This window comes from Fontimonas sp. FW305-C-3, assembly GCF_058783185.1.
In genome coordinates this window covers 873,502-890,507 of record NZ_JBYSYK010000003.1, presented here as the reverse complement: position 1 = coordinate 890,507, position 17,006 = coordinate 873,502, and the positions used below count along the sequence as shown (strand labels likewise).

General features: G+C 65.6%; 12 protein-coding genes. 7 read left to right on the top strand and 5 right to left on the bottom strand.

Features of this window, described 5'->3' with window-relative positions:
- Positions 1-128: 128 nt before the first annotated feature.
- Entirely contained in the window at positions 129-479 is a 351-nt protein-coding gene (locus AC3WUF_RS15540) for a DUF2200 domain-containing protein (RefSeq protein ID WP_492427206.1), read from the top strand.
- Positions 480-535: 56 nt separating this feature from the next.
- Here AC3WUF_RS15540 and AC3WUF_RS15535 read toward each other — a convergent pair whose 3' ends face one another.
- Positions 536-3,271 (bottom strand): winged helix-turn-helix domain-containing protein, encoded by a 2,736-nt coding sequence (locus AC3WUF_RS15535; protein ID WP_492427174.1) that lies wholly within the window; start codon positions 3,269-3,271, stop codon positions 536-538.
- A gap of 16 nt (positions 3,272-3,287) precedes the next feature.
- Entirely contained in the window at positions 3,288-4,232 is a 945-nt protein-coding gene (locus tag AC3WUF_RS15530) for an alpha/beta fold hydrolase (protein WP_492427172.1), read from the bottom strand.
- 179 nt (positions 4,233-4,411) lie between these two features.
- Between AC3WUF_RS15530 and AC3WUF_RS15525 the strand changes: the two genes are divergently transcribed.
- The 3 genes from AC3WUF_RS15525 to AC3WUF_RS15515 all read left to right on the top strand — a co-directional run bounded on the left by AC3WUF_RS15525 (position 4,412) and on the right by AC3WUF_RS15515 (position 10,926).
- Positions 4,412-5,140, top strand: coding sequence for a DUF2461 domain-containing protein (locus tag AC3WUF_RS15525; RefSeq protein ID WP_492427170.1), 729 nt, complete (start codon positions 4,412-4,414; stop codon positions 5,138-5,140).
- 161 nt (positions 5,141-5,301) lie between these two features.
- Positions 5,302-10,146, top strand: a complete 4,845-nt coding sequence (locus tag AC3WUF_RS15520; RefSeq protein WP_492427168.1) for an NAD-glutamate dehydrogenase — start codon at positions 5,302-5,304, stop codon at positions 10,144-10,146.
- A gap of 27 nt (positions 10,147-10,173) precedes the next feature.
- Entirely contained in the window at positions 10,174-10,926 is a 753-nt protein-coding gene (locus AC3WUF_RS15515) for a BPSS1780 family membrane protein (RefSeq protein ID WP_492427166.1), read from the top strand.
- A 9-nt stretch (positions 10,927-10,935) separates the two neighbouring features.
- On the opposite strand, the gene zapE is transcribed toward AC3WUF_RS15515, so the two are convergent.
- The 3 genes from zapE to AC3WUF_RS15500 are packed head-to-tail and all read right to left on the bottom strand — an operon-like array spanning position 10,936 to position 14,127.
- Entirely contained in the window at positions 10,936-12,021 is a 1,086-nt protein-coding gene (gene zapE, locus AC3WUF_RS15510; protein ID WP_492427164.1) for a cell division protein ZapE, read from the bottom strand.
- Positions 12,022-12,036: 15 nt separating this feature from the next.
- Positions 12,037-13,350: a D-arabinono-1,4-lactone oxidase gene (locus AC3WUF_RS15505; protein WP_492427162.1), complete on the bottom strand. Its 1,314-nt coding sequence runs from the start codon at positions 13,348-13,350 to the stop codon at positions 12,037-12,039.
- Positions 13,351-13,389: 39 nt separating this feature from the next.
- A complete protein-coding gene (locus tag AC3WUF_RS15500; protein WP_492427160.1) occupies positions 13,390-14,127 on the bottom strand; it encodes a lysophospholipid acyltransferase family protein in 738 nt (245 codons plus the stop codon).
- A gap of 49 nt (positions 14,128-14,176) precedes the next feature.
- Here AC3WUF_RS15500 and xerD point away from each other — a divergent pair, with 49 nt between their 5' ends.
- From xerD to galE, 3 genes are all read left to right on the top strand, one after another.
- Positions 14,177-15,127, top strand: a complete 951-nt coding sequence (xerD, locus tag AC3WUF_RS15495; RefSeq protein ID WP_492427158.1) for a site-specific tyrosine recombinase XerD — start codon at positions 14,177-14,179, stop codon at positions 15,125-15,127.
- Positions 15,128-15,198: 71 nt separating this feature from the next.
- Entirely contained in the window at positions 15,199-15,996 is a 798-nt protein-coding gene (locus tag AC3WUF_RS15490; protein ID WP_492427156.1) for a DsbC family protein, read from the top strand.
- 35 nt (positions 15,997-16,031) lie between these two features.
- Positions 16,032-17,006, top strand: coding sequence for a UDP-glucose 4-epimerase GalE (gene galE / locus AC3WUF_RS15485; RefSeq protein ID WP_492427154.1), 975 nt, complete (start codon positions 16,032-16,034; stop codon positions 17,004-17,006).

The following is a 17,006-nucleotide window of genomic DNA, read 5'->3' as shown; positions in this document are numbered from 1 at the left end:
AGAAAGCCAATGATCTGCTCTTCCGTATATCGCTTCTTCACGTCCAATCTCCTTGCTCATGGGATTGGACTCCAAACTGTTTTGCTACTCAAATGCGGGGGGACGTCGTCTCCACAGGAGGAAAGACGATGCCCGGGCATCGCATTTTCGGAACCGCGTTCGCGAAGGTCTATCCGATGTACGTGCAGAAGGCGGAGCGCAAGAACCGCACGAAGGCGGAGGTCGATCAGGTGATTTGCTGGCTGACCGGCTATGACCAGGCGGGGCTGCAGCGGCAGATCAAGCAGGAAAACGATTTCGAGACCTTCTTTGCGCAGGCTCCGAAGATGCATCCGAACGCTTCGCTCATCAAGGGTCTGGTCTGCGGTGTTCGCGTCGAGGAGGTTGAAGATCCGCTGATGCAGAAGATCCGCTATCTGGACAAGCTGATCGACGAGCTGGCGAAGGGCAAGGCGATGGAGAAGATTCTGCGGCAGTAGTGATCCACGCATGGTTCTCACGGCGCGCATCGTGAACGCGCTGCGCGTGGCGATTGCTAGACGAGGATGCCCATCTGCCGCGCTGCGTTGATGGCCTGCAGACGGCTGCTGACGCCGAGTTTCGAGTAGACGTTCTTCAGATGGAACTTGATCGTGTTCTCGGAAACGAACAGGCGCCGCGCCATTTCCTTGTTTGAAACGCCGTTGCCGAGATAGACGAGGATTTCGCGTTCGCGCTCGGTCAGCGCTTCGAGCGGCTGGAAGGCGTTGTCGCCGCCGCGGGTCGTCGAGATGCCTTGTTCACCGGCGGCTTCGAGCAGGCGCGTGATGAAACCGCGCAGCGGCTCGGCGCTTTCGTCGCCGGCTTCGGCACTGTCCGTGCCGAGTGCGGCGTAGGCTTCGCGCAGCAGCGGGATGACGTCCTTGCCTTCGTCGAGGAACAGACGGAAGACGCCGCCGGGCAGCGCCAGCTGCAGCGCGCGGCGCATGCTGCGATGCGCCTGGTTGTCGTTGCTGCGCCGTCTTTGCAGGATGGCGTCGAGCACCAGCAGGCGGATCAGGCGGTAGATGCGGCCCTTGCGCTGGGCAAGCGAGAGTTCGTCGGACAGCTGCGCGAGCGCGGCATCGGTCTGGCCGCTGTGGATCGCCAGGCGAAGGCGGCCGATGCTCTCGCCCTCGAAGATCTCCGAGTACAGCGAGGTGCCTTCCGGCAGATCCGGCGGCGCGGTCTTCGGAATGCGGCTGGCGATGGCCTGCGCGCGTGAGGTGTCGCCGCTCATCAGCAGGCGGCGCACGCGCTCCCAGGCGAGCAGCCGGGTCAGGCGCGGCCAGTTCGCGGTGTAGGCGATGTCATCGGCTTCCGCGAGCAGGTCTTCGGCGCGCGCCGGATTGCCGAACACGTCCTGCGTGCGAATCATCGAGATGTAGCCGAGCGCCAGGAAGTCGAGCAGCACGCCGTTGACGATGACATCGTGGAACTGGCGGAACATCGCTTCGGCATGTTCCAGCGCATTGCTTTCGTAGAGGGCCTGCACGTAGCAGGCGACCAGCGCGGCCGAGGCGAAGGACTTTTCCAGATCGAGATGCTGCTCGGCGAGGCCGCTGCGGTACTGCTCCAGTGCCTGATCGAGCTTGCCCTGAGTTGTCAGGTTCATGCCGACGACCGCGACGGTGTAGCCGCCGCTGAACGCGGCATCGCCGCTCTGGCTGAACGAGCGTGCCAGTGCGAGGTGCGCGCGCGCGGTGTCGTATTCGCCGCTGCAGATCGCGCGGAAGCCGCTGGCGTTGGCGGCGGCACCGAGTTCGAAGGCGCGGAAACCGGTGGGCTTCTCGTCGAGGAAGGAGATCCGCTGCACGCGCTCGAAGCTTTCGACCATCTCGTCGTTCATCAACGCGCGCATCGTCAGCACGACATCGGTATCGCAGCGGTTGGGCTCCTGCGCCGCGAGTGCGTCGAGGATCGGTTTGACCTTGTGCATGCGCCGCAGGAACACCAGCGCCCAGCAGATCTTCACCGCCAGCTCAGGGCGCTTCTCGATCTCGTCGAGCGGCAGCGCGTCGGACCAGCGCTCGACGGTCGTCAGCTCGGCGTCGAGGATCAGGCGATCCGCCCAGCGGCTCATCGTGTCCGCGGCCTGCGCGTGATTGTTGGCGGCGATGGCGTGATGCACCGCATCCTCGAACATGCCGTGCCGCTCGAACCATTCGGCGGCGCGCGAGTGCACTTCGATCGCGCTGTCCTCGGATTCCATGCGCAGCTGCTCGGCGAGGAACGACGAGAACAGCGTGTGATAGCGGAACCAGCACAGGTCGGAGTCGAGGCAGCGCAGGAACAGCCCGGAGCGCTCGAGGAACAGCAGAATGCTTTGCGAGTCCTGCCAGCCGGTGACGTGATCGCACAGCGCGGCGGACAGGCGCGTCAGCACCGAGGTGCGGCGCAAGAACTCCTGGATGCGCGGCGTCTGCAGCGTCAGCACGTTGTCGGCGAGATACTCGGCGAGCTCACGTGGGCGCGAGGCCTTGAGATCACCCAGCGACTTGCGCACGGCCGGACTGGCGAGGCTGAGGCGGAACAGCTGCATCGCCGCCGGCCAGCCTTCGGTCTGGCGGTAGATCGTGTCGAGCTCGTTGCGGCTGACGCTGAGGTCCTTGGCCTGGCGGAAGAAGGTCTCCGCCTCTTCGGGCGAGAAGCGCAGTTCGTCGGCGCGCAGCACCAAGGCCTGGTTGTTGACGACCAGGCGCGCGAGACCAATTTCCGGCATCGCGCGGGTGCCGATCATCAGCGTGACGTTCTCCGGAATGCGTTCGAGCAGATCGCGAAACATGCCGAGCACTTCGGGGCTGCGCAGGGTCTGGAACTCGTCGAAGAACAGCCACACCGGCCGGTTCAGCTGCACCAGCGTGCTGGCGACCCAATCCGACAGGCGACGGCGGATGCTCGACGGCGCCTGGCGCTCGCGTGCTTCGCTGCCGAAGCCGCGGATCAGTGCGCTGAGATGTGCGGTGAAGCGCCGCAGGTCGTTGTCGGATTCGTCGAACGACATCCAGCCGGTCAGTGCGCCGCTGGCTTCGCTGGCGGCCTTGGCCTGCTGCAGCAGCGTCGACTTGCCGTGACCGGCCGGCGCCTGGACGACGATGACGCCATAGGCGGGATCGCGCAGCAGGCGGGTCAGCAGCTCATCGCGCCGCACCGTGCCGGGAAACGCCGGCGGCGCGAAGAACTTGTGCGCAAACACCTCGTTCGCCAGCCGCGTGGTGTCCGGCGTTTCAGGGATGGGTGGTTGCGAGCTCATTCGACAGCCGTTCGGTTCAGGCTTCGACCACGCGCGCATCGCGAAGTGCGGCGGATTCCGTGCCGCTCTCGACGAAGCGGACGAACTCGCCGATATGATCGGCAACCAGCACGGGTTCCAGCAGCGGCAACCAGTGCGTGCTGTCGATGTCGCGGCGCCACAGCCGCGGTGCCCAGCGGGTCAGGCCCTCGAACAGTGCGGGGCGCACATACGCATCGCGCAGCGCGACGATCAGCTGTACCGGCATCGTCGCGAAGCGCTCGCGCGGATTGCGCATGCAGGGCAGCACGTTCTGCCGATACAGGTTGATGCCGTTGCGGCCGTCCTTGAGCTGCGTGGGGCTCGGCGCCACGCGCAGGCCTTCGGTACGGCGCAGATGCTGCGGCCAGTAGCGCGCAGCGCCGAGGTTCCAGGCCAGCGGTGCGCCGGGCAGATGAAATACGGCGATGTACCAGGACTGACGCAGCTGGGTCAGGCGCCGCCACAGGCGCGAGCCGGCGCTGGAATGCTCGGCCTGCAGCCAGTGCGCGACGTGATCCAGGCCGGGGCCGGAGATGCTGCTGTACGACGCGATGCGCGTCTGCAGCTCCGGCGTCGTCACGGTTTCCCAGGACTGGATCGAGCCCCAATCGTGGCCGACCAGATGAAAGGGTTTGCCCGGCGCCAGCGCGTCGGCCACCGCCAGGGTGTCCGCCGCCAGCTGGGCGAGCGCGTAGTCACTCTGCGCCTTGGGAACATCCGATTCGCCGCTGCCGCGGACGTCGTAGGTGATGACATGAAATTCACGCGACAGCTGTTGGGCGACGGCATCCCAGACATGACTGCAATCCGGATAGCCGTGAACGAGGATGACCGTGGGTTTGTCCGGGGTGCCCCAGCTGCGGGCGGCGAGGCGGATGCCGGCGGACTCAACCCAGTGCTGCGCGCTCATGCTGCAGTGCACCAGCGGAACGGCTGCCATAGGGCGGGCTGAACGCAGGTGATCGCGGAATCCGGAACAGGCATGGCGGCATCAGCAGTCGGGGGGACTGAATAGTGCCAGCTTTCGCAGCGCCGGGCGCTACCTGTTGGCAGGCGCTGATTGTGCTAAGAATTCATGCCTCGACCGAGGCTGCATCTGTTCGCCATTCCCGGAGCGTCATGGCCAAGCAAGCGCATTTCGACAAGAGCCTGTTCAAGTTCCTTCGGGACCTGAAAAAGAACAATTCACGCGAATGGTTTCTCGCCAACAAGCCGCGTTACGAGGCCGAGGTCCGGCAGCCCTGTCAGCGCCTGATCACTGATCTGATCGAACCTTTGCATGGCATCAGCCCGCAGCTGATCGCCAATCCGAAAACGGTCGGCGGCTCGCTGTTCCGCATCCATCGCGATACGCGCTTTTCCAACGACAAGACGCCGTACAAGACGCATGCCGGCATGTACTTCGCGCATGCGGCAACGAAGGAAACAGCGCGCGGCGAAGCCGGCAATGCATCGCCGGGGCGGCTCGACGCGCCCGGTCTGTATCTACATCTGGAGCCGGGCGCGTGTTTTCTCGGCGGGGGCATCTGGCATCCGCAACCGCCCAGCGTGAAGCGCGTGCGCGACTACATGCTCAGCAATCCGGTGAGCTGGAAGAAGGCGACGCGCGATCCGAAGATGCTGAAGTACTTCGAGCTCGGCGGTGACTCCCTCGCGCGGCCGCCGCGCGGCTACGACGCGACGCATGAGCTGATCGACGATCTGCGCCGCAAGGACTTCATCGCCTCGGCGCCGCTGGACGACGAAACCGTACTGTCACCCGACCTGCTCAAGCAGTTGATGCTGCGCTACCGCTTGCTGGAGCCGATGCTGGACTGGCTTTGCGGCGCCCTGGATCTCGACTTCTGATCCGGGCTTCCGATCTCATCCAGCGTGCTGCAACGCACATTGTTGCGATTGTAAGTCTCTGAAATCAGGGGTTTGTCCGGAGGTCAGCCACGGAGGGCGCGGTTATACTGCGGCTCAGAGTGCGGGCACCGACCGCATCGCTTCGATGAGGAGAACAGTCCATGGGATCTCAGTCGAACCAGGAGCAGGATCTGCTGCTGGCCCAGGTGGAAGCCATCGCCGAGACGCGCGTGGATGCGGGCCAGCGCGCCGCGTTTCGCAGCTTCCTGAGGCACTACTACGAGATGTCGTCGACCGATGCGCTGCGCATGCGCTCGGCCGAGGCGCTGTTCACGACCTGCCACGAACATTGGTTGCTCGCCCAGAAGCGCAGCGCCGGCGAACTGTCGTTGCGGCTGCAGCCCCCGACGGCGGATGGCCGCAGCCTGGCGACGCTGGACAGCGTCTTCGATGACATGCCTTTCCTCGTCGACTCGATGAGCATGGCGGTGCGCGCGGCCGGCAGTTCGATCGACTGGACCGTGCATCCGGTGCTCGGCATGCGCCGCGACACGCAGGGCACGCTGCTGCAGGTGCGGCCGGCGACTGCGGGTGGCGCGGAGTCCACCGAATCGCTGATCCATCTGGAGTTCGAGCCGCTGCGCAACGACGCGGCGTACGCGACGCTGGAAGCCGACCTGCGCCAGGTCGCGCAGGACTTGCGCGCCGCCGTCAGCGACTTCGGCGCGATGCGCGAGCGCCTGCTGGAAGTCTCCGCGGCGTTCAAGACCACGCCGACCGGCGCACCGGCGGATGAAATCGCCGAGGCGCAGAGCTTTCTGCAATGGCTCGACGACGGTCATTTCACGTTTCTCGGCGTCGCCGAAACCGCGGCCGTCAGCGGGCAGGGGCGCACGCGCTTCGTGACGATTCCCGAAGCTTCGCTGGGCCTTGCGCGCAGCGGCGGCCGCTACAACGATCCGGATCAGCTGATCGCACCGCCGCAGGAACTCGACAAGTACAGCGAGTCGACCCGGCTGATCGTCGTCACCAAGGCCAACTATCGTTCGACGATCCATCATCCGGAATACATCGACGTCATTTCGGTGCGTCGCTTCCACCCGGACGGCAGCGTGCGCGGCGTCTGCCGCTTCATCGGCTTGTTTTCGTCCGAGGCCTACATCGAGCGCCCCCGCAACATCCCGCTGATCCGGCGCAAGGCCGAGTACGTCATGCAGCGCTCGCGTTTACGCGAGGACTCGCACTCCGGCAAGAACCTGCGCGAGATCCTCCACCAGCTGCCGCGCGACGAACTGTTCCAGTCCAGCGAGGACGAGCTGTTCGAGGTCTGCACCGGCATCCGCGCGCTGCGCGACCGCCATCAGCTGCGCCTGTTCATGCGCCGCGATCGTTACGGGCGCTTCTATTCGTGCATGGTCTATCTGCCGCGCGATCGCTATTCGCGCGAGCTGGCGATCCGCATCGCCAACGAACTCGGCAACATCTTCAACAGCAGCGGCATCGATCGCAATACCGAGTTCCTGCGCCAGAGCATTGCGCGCATCCATTACATCGTGCGCACGCCGCCGGGCACGACGATCCCGCTCAGCACCAACGAAGTCGAGGCGCGCTTGCAGGCCGCAACGCGCAGCTGGCGCGACCAGCTACGCGATGTGTTGCAGAAGCGCGTCACGCCGGGCGGTCGCGTCTACGCCCTGCTCGATGGATTTCCGCTGTCGTATCAGGAAACCGCGACGCCGCTGGAAGCGGCGACGGATCTGCATTTCCTCTCGCAGCTGAGCGCCGAGACGCCGGTGCTGCCGCGACTGCTGGTCGATGGTAGCGCAACCGGAAAAGTCTGCCCGACGGCACTCAAGCTGTATTGCTGGAAGCGGCCATTGCCGTTGTCCGACGTGCTGCCGGCGCTGGAGAATTTCGGTCTGCGCGTGATCTGGCAGGATCCGACGAAGATCGAGGTCGCCGAGAGCGATCCGCTGTGGATCCAGGAATTCCAGATCCAGGTCAGTGGCGACTGCGCGCTCGACGCGACGCAGCAGCGCAGCTACTTCGAGGCGGCGTTCCTCGGCACCTGGTCCGGTCGTACCGAGAACGACGGCTTGAACCGGCTGGTGCTGCTCGCCGGCGTCGAAGCGCGCCAAGTCGTCTGCCTGCGCACGCTGACGAAGTACCTGATCCAGACCGGCCTGCCGTTCAGCCAGGACTACATGGAGCGTCTACTCGCCGAGCATGCGCCGATCGCGCGCCTGCTGGTCGAGCTGTTCGAGACGCGCTTCGATCCGCAGATCGACAACGCGGACCGTCGCGAATCGGAAGTGCTGCGCATCAGCCACGCGCTCGACCATCTGCTGGATCAGGTCGCGACGCTCGATGGTGATCGCGTGCTGCGCGCCTACACGGCGGTGGTGCGCGCGGCGCTGCGCACCAACTACTTCCAGCCGAACGCAGACGGCACGCCCAAGCATTACGTCAGCGTCAAGCTGAATTCGCGCCTGGTGCCGGACCTGCCGGCACCGCTGCCGATGTTCGAGGTCTTCGTCTACGCGCCGGAAGTCGAGGGCATTCATCTGCGCGGCGGCAAGGTCGCGCGCGGTGGCTTGCGCTGGTCCGACCGCCGGCAGGATTTCCGCACCGAGGTGCTGGGCCTGATGAAGGCGCAGATGGTCAAGAACGCGATCATCGTGCCGGTCGGCGCCAAGGGCGGCTTCGTCGTCAAGCAGGGCGATCCGAGCAATCGCGACCTGTGGCTCAAGCAGGGCGTCGATTGCTATCGCATCTTCCTGCGTGGCCTGCTCGACATCACCGACAACCGCGTCGGCGACGACATCGTTTCGCCGGTGGCCGTCGTGCGTTACGACGAAGACGATCCCTATCTTGTCGTTGCCGCCGACAAGGGCACCGCGACGTTCTCCGACATCGCCAACACCCTCGCTGCCGAGTACGGCTTCTGGCTGGGTGACGGTTTCGCGTCCGGTGGCTCGGCGGGTTACGACCACAAGAAGATGGGCATCACCGCACGGGGTGCCTGGGAGAGCGTCAAGCGTCATTTCCGCGAAGTGTCGTGGACCGATGCCGCGGGCGTCTCCCGTATCGGCAAGGACATCCAGACCGTGCCGTTCACGGTCGTCGGTGTCGGCGACATGTCTGGCGACGTCTTCGGCAACGGCATGCTGCTGTCGCCGCAGATTCATCTGCTCGCGGCCTTCGACCATCGGCACATCTTCATCGATCCGACGCCTGATGCCGCGCGCAGCCTCGCCGAGCGCGAGCGCATGTTCGCGCTGCCGCGATCGAGCTGGGACGATTACGACAAGTCGTTGATCTCCGCCGGCGGCGGCGTGTACCCGCGCTCGGCGAAGCTCATCAAGCTGTCCGCCGAGGCACAGCAGGCTTTGGGCATCAACCGCGCCTCGCTGACGCCGAACGAACTGCTGCGCGCGATTCTGCTGGCGCCGGTCGACCTGCTGTGGAACGGCGGCATCGGCACGTACATCAAGGGTCATCATCAGTCGCATCAGGAATGCGGCGATCGCGCCAACGATGCGATTCGCGTCAACGGCCGCGACCTGCGCTGCAAGGTGGTCGGCGAGGGTGGCAACCTGGGTACGACGCAGCTGGGCCGCGTCGAAGCCGCGCTCAATGGCATCCGCCTCAATACCGACTTCATCGACAACGCCGGCGGCGTCCACAGCTCGGATCGCGAGGTCAACATCAAGATCCCGCTCAACCAGCTGATGCGCGAAGGCGGGCTGACGCGCGAGGTGCGCGATCCTTTCCTCGCGGAGATGACGCCAGACATCGTCCGCGACGTGCTGCAGGACAGCTACGTACAGAGCCTTGCGGTCTCTCTGCTCGATCGCGACTCCGCCGCGCGGATCGACGAGCACAGCAATCTGATTCGCACGCTGGAGCGCGACGGCATGCTGGTGCGCGCCGTTGAATTCCTGCCGGATGACGAGGGATTGAAGGAGCGTCGCGCCGCGGGCCAGGGCCTGACGCGGCCGGAGCTTTCGGTGTTGCTGTCCTACGGCAAGATTTCGCTGTTCGAGTCGACGATCGCTTCGGAAGTACCGGACGATCCGTTCTTCGACCGCGACCTGCTCAACTATTTTCCGCCGCGGATGGTCGAACAGTATCGGGATGCGCTGCTCAAGCATCGCCTGCGCCGCGAGATCGTCGCGACGATTCTCTCCAACGCAGTCGTCAATCGCATGGGCTTCGCTTTTGCGCATCGATTTGCCGAGGATCACGGCGTGCCGCGCGCCGAGGTCGTCAAGGCTTATGCGATTGCCCATGAGATGTTCGACGGCGACCGCTACTGGCTGCCGATCCAGGCACTCGACGCGCAGGTTCCGGCAACCACCCAGCTACGCCTTTTCGGTCGCGCGATTGGCCTGATGAAGCACGCGACGACCTGGCTGCTGAACTACCAGTGGAGCGCGCGACCGATGGCCGAAGCCATCGCGACCTTCGATGCCGGCATCGCCGCGCTTGCCGCGCAGCTGCCCGCGGGACTGCCGGGAAGTTATCGCGCCGACTGGGACAAGGCGGTCGAGAGCATGGTGGCCGATGGCGTGCCGGTCGAGGTCGCCCATCAGCTGGCCAACACGATGGTGCTTGGCAGCGCGCCGGACATCATCGAGCTTGCGGCGAAAGCGCAGGTGAGCCTCGGCGAAGCCGCCGGCGTGTACTTCCAGATCGGCGATCGCCTGCGCATCCTGTGGCTGCTGTCGTCGATCATCGGCTTCAGCGTCAACAACAAATGGCAGGCACTCGCGCGATCGAACCTGCGCGAGGATTGCTATCGATTGCACCGTCAGCTGGCGGAGCGCATCCTGCGTCAGCCCGGCAATTCTCCGGAGGCGCGCATCGATGCGTGGATCGCCAGCAACGAGGCGAAGATCCGCTTCGGCATGCAGCGCCTGCAGGAGTTGCAGACGGTCGGCGCGCAGGATTTCATGACGCTGGCGGTAGGCATCAGGGAGCTGCGCAAGCTGCGGCAGCTTTGAGTTTCGAACGGCATCGGCGGGGGTAACGTGGATCAGAACAGCATCAGGCAGGCCGCCCTGGGGCGCGGCAGCGAGTGGATCGGCGAGGGCTGGACGATGTTCAAGCAGTCGCCCGGAACCTGGATCGGCCTTGTTGTCGTCTGGGTGCTGTTGCTCGCCGTGCTCGGCAGTGTGCCGCTGCTCGGCAGCCTCGCGAGCAATCTGCTCGGTCCGGTTTTCACGGCGGGGATCTTCCTCGGTTGCCTGCGCGTCGAGCGCGGCGAGACCTTGCGCATCGAAGACCTGTTTCTCGCCTTCAAGAGCGATCGTCTCGCCGCGCTGATCATCCTCGGCGTGCTTGGCATCGTGGCGATCGTCGCGGTCGTGCTGGTGGCCTTGCTGTTCGGTTTCGGCAGCATCGCGACGCTGGCAGCCGGCGTCGACACCGAGTTCGAGCAGATGGGTGCCGGCATCGTGATCGGCGGCCTGGTGATCCTGCTGCTGTTGCTGCCGGTCGCGATGGCGCTGTGGTTTGCCGCACCGCTGGTCATGCTGGCGCGCGTCGATCCGGTCGACAGCCTCAAGCTCAGCTTTGCCGCCTGCTGGCGCAACATGTGGGTGCTCAGCCTGTGGGGCCTGTTCGCGCTGCTGATCATGATGGTCGCGGCCATTCCATTCCTGCTCGGCTGGCTGGTTGCCGGGCCGGTGCTGATGGCCTCGTACTACTGGATGTATCGCGACATCTTCGCCGACGCACCGTTGCCGGCTGCGGAGGCGGCGCCGCAGATCGGCATGCCCTGATCGAGACGATCAGGGCAGGTGCGGTCGCGCCAGATACTCCTGCGACTGCATCTCGATCAGGCGCGAATGCGTGCGCTGGATTTCGAACTTCAGCTTCTCGCCGATATACAAATCTTCGCGCGGTACGTCGGCGGCGATGATCAGCTTGACCCCGCGATCGTAGAACTCGTCGACCAGATTGATGAAGCGCCGCGCGGCGTCTTCATGAAAGGCGGTCAGCTGCGGCACGCGCGACAGCAGCACGGTCTGATGGGTGCGCGCCAGTTCGATGTAGTCGGCGGCGCTGCGCGGGCCTTCGCAGAGCTGGTTGAAGTCGAACCAGACCACGCCGTCCGCGAGGCGGCGGCTGTGAATCGTGCGGCCGTGGACGGTCATGTCCTGATTGGCCTTGCCCTTGTCCGGCGCGATCTGCGTGAACCAGGTCTGCAGGCGCGTTTCCGCCGCGGCATCGCAGGGGCTGTGATAGATGTCCGCATGGGTCAGCGTGCGCAGCCGGTAGTCGACTCCGCCGTCGACATTGAGCACGCCGACATGCTGCTTGAGGATCTTGATGAACGGTAGGAAGTTGGCGCGCTGCAGGCCGTTCTCGTAGAGGCGGTCCGGCGGGATGTTGCTGGTCGCGACCAGCGTGACGCCGAGATCGAACAGGGTTTCGAACAGGCGGCCGAGAATCATCGCGTCGGCGATGTCTGACACATAGAACTCGTCGAAGCACAGCACGCGGACTTCCCTGGCGTACTCGGCGGCGACCAGCTTCAGCGGGTCCTGCTCGTCCGGATACTTCTTGCGACGCTCGTGCACGTCGAGCATGAAGCGGTGGAAGTGCGTGCGCAGCTTGCGCGAGAACGGCAACGATTCGTAGAACGCGTCCATCAGGTAGGTCTTGCCGCGACCGACGCCGCCCCACAGATACAGTCCGTTGACGGCCGGCCACTCGCCGCGACCGAGGCCGAACAGGCGCTTGGGTTTGCGTTCCCTCAGCTCGCTGTAGACCTGCTGCAGCGCGGCGACGGCAGCGGCCTGCGCCGGATCGCGACTGAAGTCCTCGCGTTGCAGATCGCGTTCGTAGCGTTCGGCTGGGCTCAGCTTCTGCATCTCAGTGCTGGATCATCAGCGCATCGGCTCGCCGAGCAACGCGGCGAGATGCGGATTGAGGAAGACGCCGCGCGGATCGCACTTGCGGCGCACGGCGCGGAAATCGTCGAAGCGCGGATACAGCGGCCGCAACTGTTCGGCATTCAGCTCGTGAACCATGCCCCAGTGCGGGCGGCCGTCGTGGCGCTCCATCAACTCGGCGATCAGCGCGTAATAGTTCTCGAACGAAGTGTCGGTATATGCCGGCACCGAAATGCAGACGCTGTCGCGCTGGTAGAACGGCGACAGCCAGAAGTTGTCCTTCGCGACGAAGCGGATTTCCAGCGGGAAGTGCACGCGGATGTCGAGCGCGCGGACGACGCGCTCCAGCGAGCGCAGCGCGGGCTTGAGGCTGGCTCGCGGCAGCGCGTACTCGAGCTGCTGGAAGCGATTGCGCTGACGCAGCGCGTAGGCATCGCGCGCGCTGTGGATGCTGCTGCGATTGGAGACCTGGCGCACGGCGAGCCGGCCAAGGCGTTCCGACAGCATCGGCGCGCGCTGCGCGGTGCGCGCCAGGGTTCGGAAGACGGCGCGATCGAGGCCCGCGCGAGCGGCATTGCGCAGCGGCGACAGGGTCGACGGCATCGCGTCGGTCAGCGAGGCGTGACGGACGATGACGGTGTCGGTGTGCGGATACCAGAACAGCTCGAGATTGCGGTACTCCGCGCGCCAGCGATCGAGGTCGTTGAGGGTTTCAGCGAGCGTCGCGACATGGTGGGCGACGTGCAGGCGGTAGTCCTCGACGCATTGCAGCTCGACGTGCGTGATGACACCGAGTGCGCCGAGCGAGACGACCGCTGCATGGAAGTCGTCCGGATCGCTGGTCGCGCTGAGGCTGCGCTGCGAGCCGGCGGCGCAGACCATGCGCAGGCCGGTGACCTGCGCGGCGAGACTGCCGAACGCGGCGCCGCTGCCATGGCTCGCGGTTGCCAGAGCACCGGCCAGCGAAAGCTGGTCGTTGTCCGGTGCGTTGATCAGCGCGAGACGGCGATCGCCGAGCGCCTCGGCAAGCCGGCGCAGGCGCGTGCCGGCGCGCACCCAGACCCGCTGCGTGTTGACGTCGATCGACTCGATGCCGGTGAAGCGATCAAGCGAGAGGTGGTTGTCGTCGGTCCAGCACAGCGGCGAGAAGGAGTGGCCGCCACCGATCACGCGCAGCCGCTGGCCTTCCTCGGCGACGCGCAGCACCTCGGCCTGGATCTGTTCGACGTTGATCGGATAAGCGCAATGCGACGGCTCGCAGTGCACGGTCCCCGACCAATTGGTCCAGCTGCGCTTGCGGTGGATCATGGGGATGCGGGTTGGAGCGGGCGGCGCAGGATACCGGAATCAGTCGATGGATTCCGCCACACCGAGCTGCGTATCCGGCTCGCCGCACAAGGCAAGCACCGCTGCGCGGGTCTGCTGGCGCAGCAGCGGCGCCCCCTCGCTGTCGACGGCCGCCAGCGCTGCACTGAATTCGACCGTGATCGGCGCCCACCGCAGCACGCTGCGGCCGCCGCCGAAGACGTCGCGGGTGCCGCGGATGCCGATCGGCACCACCGGCGCCTGGGTGCGCGCCGCCATCAGGAAGGCGCCGCTCTTGAACGGCAGCAGGCCGCGATGCGGTTTGAAGGTGCCTTCGGCAAAGATCGCCAGCGGCTCGCCGTTGTGCAGGCGCCGGATCATCTGGCGCGTCAGTTGGGCGCTGCTGCGCGGCGAGGCGCGATCGACGAACAGTACGCCCATGCGGCGCAGGGTGAGGCCCACCAGCGGCCAGTTCGCGGCGCCGTCCTGGACGACGAAGGTATAGCGTCGCGGCAGGGCCGCGGTCAGTACCAGGCCGTCGAGATAGCTCGCGTGATTGGCAACCGCGATGCTGGCGCCCGCCGGCAGATGCTGGCGGCCGCGCACCAGCAGCGGAATGCCGATGCTGGCGAGCATCAGGCGCACGCCGAGGCGGCCGGTTTCGCGGCGGATCGTCAGGGTCGGCCCGACGATGACGGCGATGCAGACCAGCACCGTGACCGGGACGGCAATCAGGATTCCGAGGCCGGTGTAGCTGAGGTCCAGCAGTCGTCTGAGCATCCGCCGATTATCGCGGCTGCGGGGGTGAGCGGAAAGGACGTGTAAGCTTTTGCGCGTGCCTACCGTCACAACCCCATCCAAGCCGGACGCAGGATCGCCGCTGGCGGCGCAGCCGACGGCCGAGGACCAGGCGGCGATCGAACGCTTTCTCGACCGCCTGTGGATGGAGCGCGGCCTGTCGAAGAACACCCAGCTCAGCTACCGATCGGACCTGGCCTTGTTCGCGCGCTGGCTGGAACCGCGGGCGCTGGCGCTGGCGCAGGCCAGCGAGGCGGACATCCGCGAGTATTTCGTCGCCCGCCAGTTGAGCGCCCGCTCGCAGGCGCGGCTGTTGTCGGCGCTGCGCCAGTTCTTCCGCTACCTGCAGGCCGACAATCAGCGCAAGGACGACCCGACCGCCCGCCTCGATTCGCCGAAGCAGGGCTTGCGTCTGCCCAAGACGCTCAGCGAGAAGCATGTCGAGCAGTTGCTGGAGGCCCCGGACATCGCTCAGGCGCTGGGCCTGCGCGATCGCGCGATGCTGGAGCTGATGTATGCCAGTGGCCTGCGCGTCAGCGAGCTGGTAGGACTGAATCGCACCAGCGTCGACCTGCGTGCCGGCGTCGTCCAGGTCATGGGCAAGGGCGGCAAGGAGCGGCTGGTGCCGATGGGCGAGGTCGCGATGGACTGGCTGCGGCGCTACGTCAGCGATGCGCGACCGGAACTGGCCGGTAACAGCAGCCCCGAAGGCCTGTTCCTGACGGCGCGGGGCGAAGTCATGACCCGTCACAATTTCTGGCGCCTGATCAAATTGTACGCAGGCCGGGCGGGTATTCCGGTGCAGCTGTCGCCGCATACGCTGCGCCACGCCTTTGCGACACACTTGCTGGAACATGGCGCGGACCTGCGCGTGCTGCAGTCGCTGCTCGGTCACGCGGACCTGTCGACGACGCAGATCTACACCCACGTCGCCCAGGCCAGGTTGCGGGAAATCCACGCCAGGCATCATCCGCGCGGTTAGATCGGGCGGGCGGTGGAATCCTTTTCCCTTGGTGCTGTCATAATGCGCACCTTCCCACGGTTGGACCTGCAATGAATCTGCGCACCGCTTTTTCCGCCTCGGCCCTGCTGCTGCTCGGCGCCCTCGTTTCCGCCTGTGCCCCGTCCGTCGATGGCGATACGCCAAAGAGCGCGGATGTCGCGCCCGGCGGCGTCGAAGCCATCCGCGCCAGCCTGATCCGCCTGATGCCGGCGATGGAAACGGCGGACATCCGTCCGACCAATGTCGACGGCCTCTACGAAGTCCAGCACGGCCCCAACTTTGCGTACGTCACGGCCGACGGCAAGTACCTGATTGAAGGCGATTTGTTCGACCTCGCCAGCGGCCAGAGCCTGACCGAGAACAAGCGCAAGGAAAGTCGCGTCGCCAAGCTCAACGAGCTGGGCGAAGAGAACCTGATCGTGTTCGCACCGGAAGCCGGCGCCGACCCGGCGCATGTCGTGACGGTCTTCACCGATGTCGACTGCGGTTACTGCCGCAAGCTGCATCGCGAGATTGCCGACTACAACAATCTCGGCATCGAGATCCGCTATGCCTTCTATCCGCGTTCGGGCCCGAACACGGATTCCTTCCGCAAGGCCGAAGCCGTCTGGTGCTCGGCCGACCGCAAGGAAGCGCTGACGATCGCCAAGGCCGGCGCGCCGCTGCCCGAGCCCATGAAGACCGATTGCGAAAACCCGATCACCCGCGAATACGCACTCGGCGGCGAGCTGGGTCTGCGCGGTACGCCGATGCTGATCCTGCCGGATGGCGAAGTCGTCAACGGATACATGCCGCCGGCCGCGCTGGCTGAGCATCTCGCCAAGAAGAACGCGAAGACCGAAGGCTGAGCCCAGGTCCTGTTGATCCCAGGGCGGTCGCGCGCATGAATGTGCTGGTCGCCGGTGGGGCGGGATATATCGGCGCCCATATGTGCAAGCAGCTCGCAGACCACGGCCATCGCGTCGTGGTCTGCGACAACCTTGCCAGCGGTCATCGTGCCGCGGTGCGCTGGGGCGAGTTCGTCGAAGCCAGCATCGGCGACGCCGCGGCGCTCGACGCGCTGTTCGAGGCGCATGCGATCGATGCGGTGATGCACTTCGCGGCCAGCTCGATCGTCGCCGAATCGGTCGCCGATCCGCTGCCCTTCTATCGCAACAATGTTTCGAACACGGTGACGCTGCTTGAGGCCATGCAGCGTCACGGCGTTTCGCGCTTCGTGTTCTCGTCGACCGCATCGATCTTCGGCGAGCCGCAGACGGCGCCGATCGACGAAACCCATCCGCAGCATCCGGTCAATCCCTACGGTTCGACCAAGCTGGCGGTCGAACAGCTGCTGGAAGACTGCGCCAGGGCTTACGGTCTGCGTGCCGTGTCCCTGCGTTATTTCAATGCCGCCGGGGCTGATCCGTCCGGCGAGATCGGCGAAGCGCACGAACCCGAAACCCATCTGATTCCGCGCCTGCTGAAGGCCGCCGCCGGCGAGCCGTTGCCGGTGAAGATTTTCGGCATCGATTACCCGACGCCGGACGGCACCTGCATTCGCGACTACGTTCACGTCAACGATCTTGCGGACGCCCATCTCAAGGCGCTGCTGGCGCTGGATCGGCAACCCGGTTTTGCCTGCTACAACCTCGGCAACGGCCAGGGCTATTCGGTGCGCGAGATTCTTGCCGCCGTCGAAGCGGTCATCGGCCGCAAGCTGAGCGTCGAGATCGCGGAGCGCCGCGCCGGCGATCCGGCGCGTCTGGTTGCGAGCAGCGCCAAGGCGCATGCGGAGCTGGGCTGGCAGCCGCAGTACCGCGACATCCGCACGATCATCGAAACGGCCTGGCGCTGGCATCAGCGACCGGCGTACTGA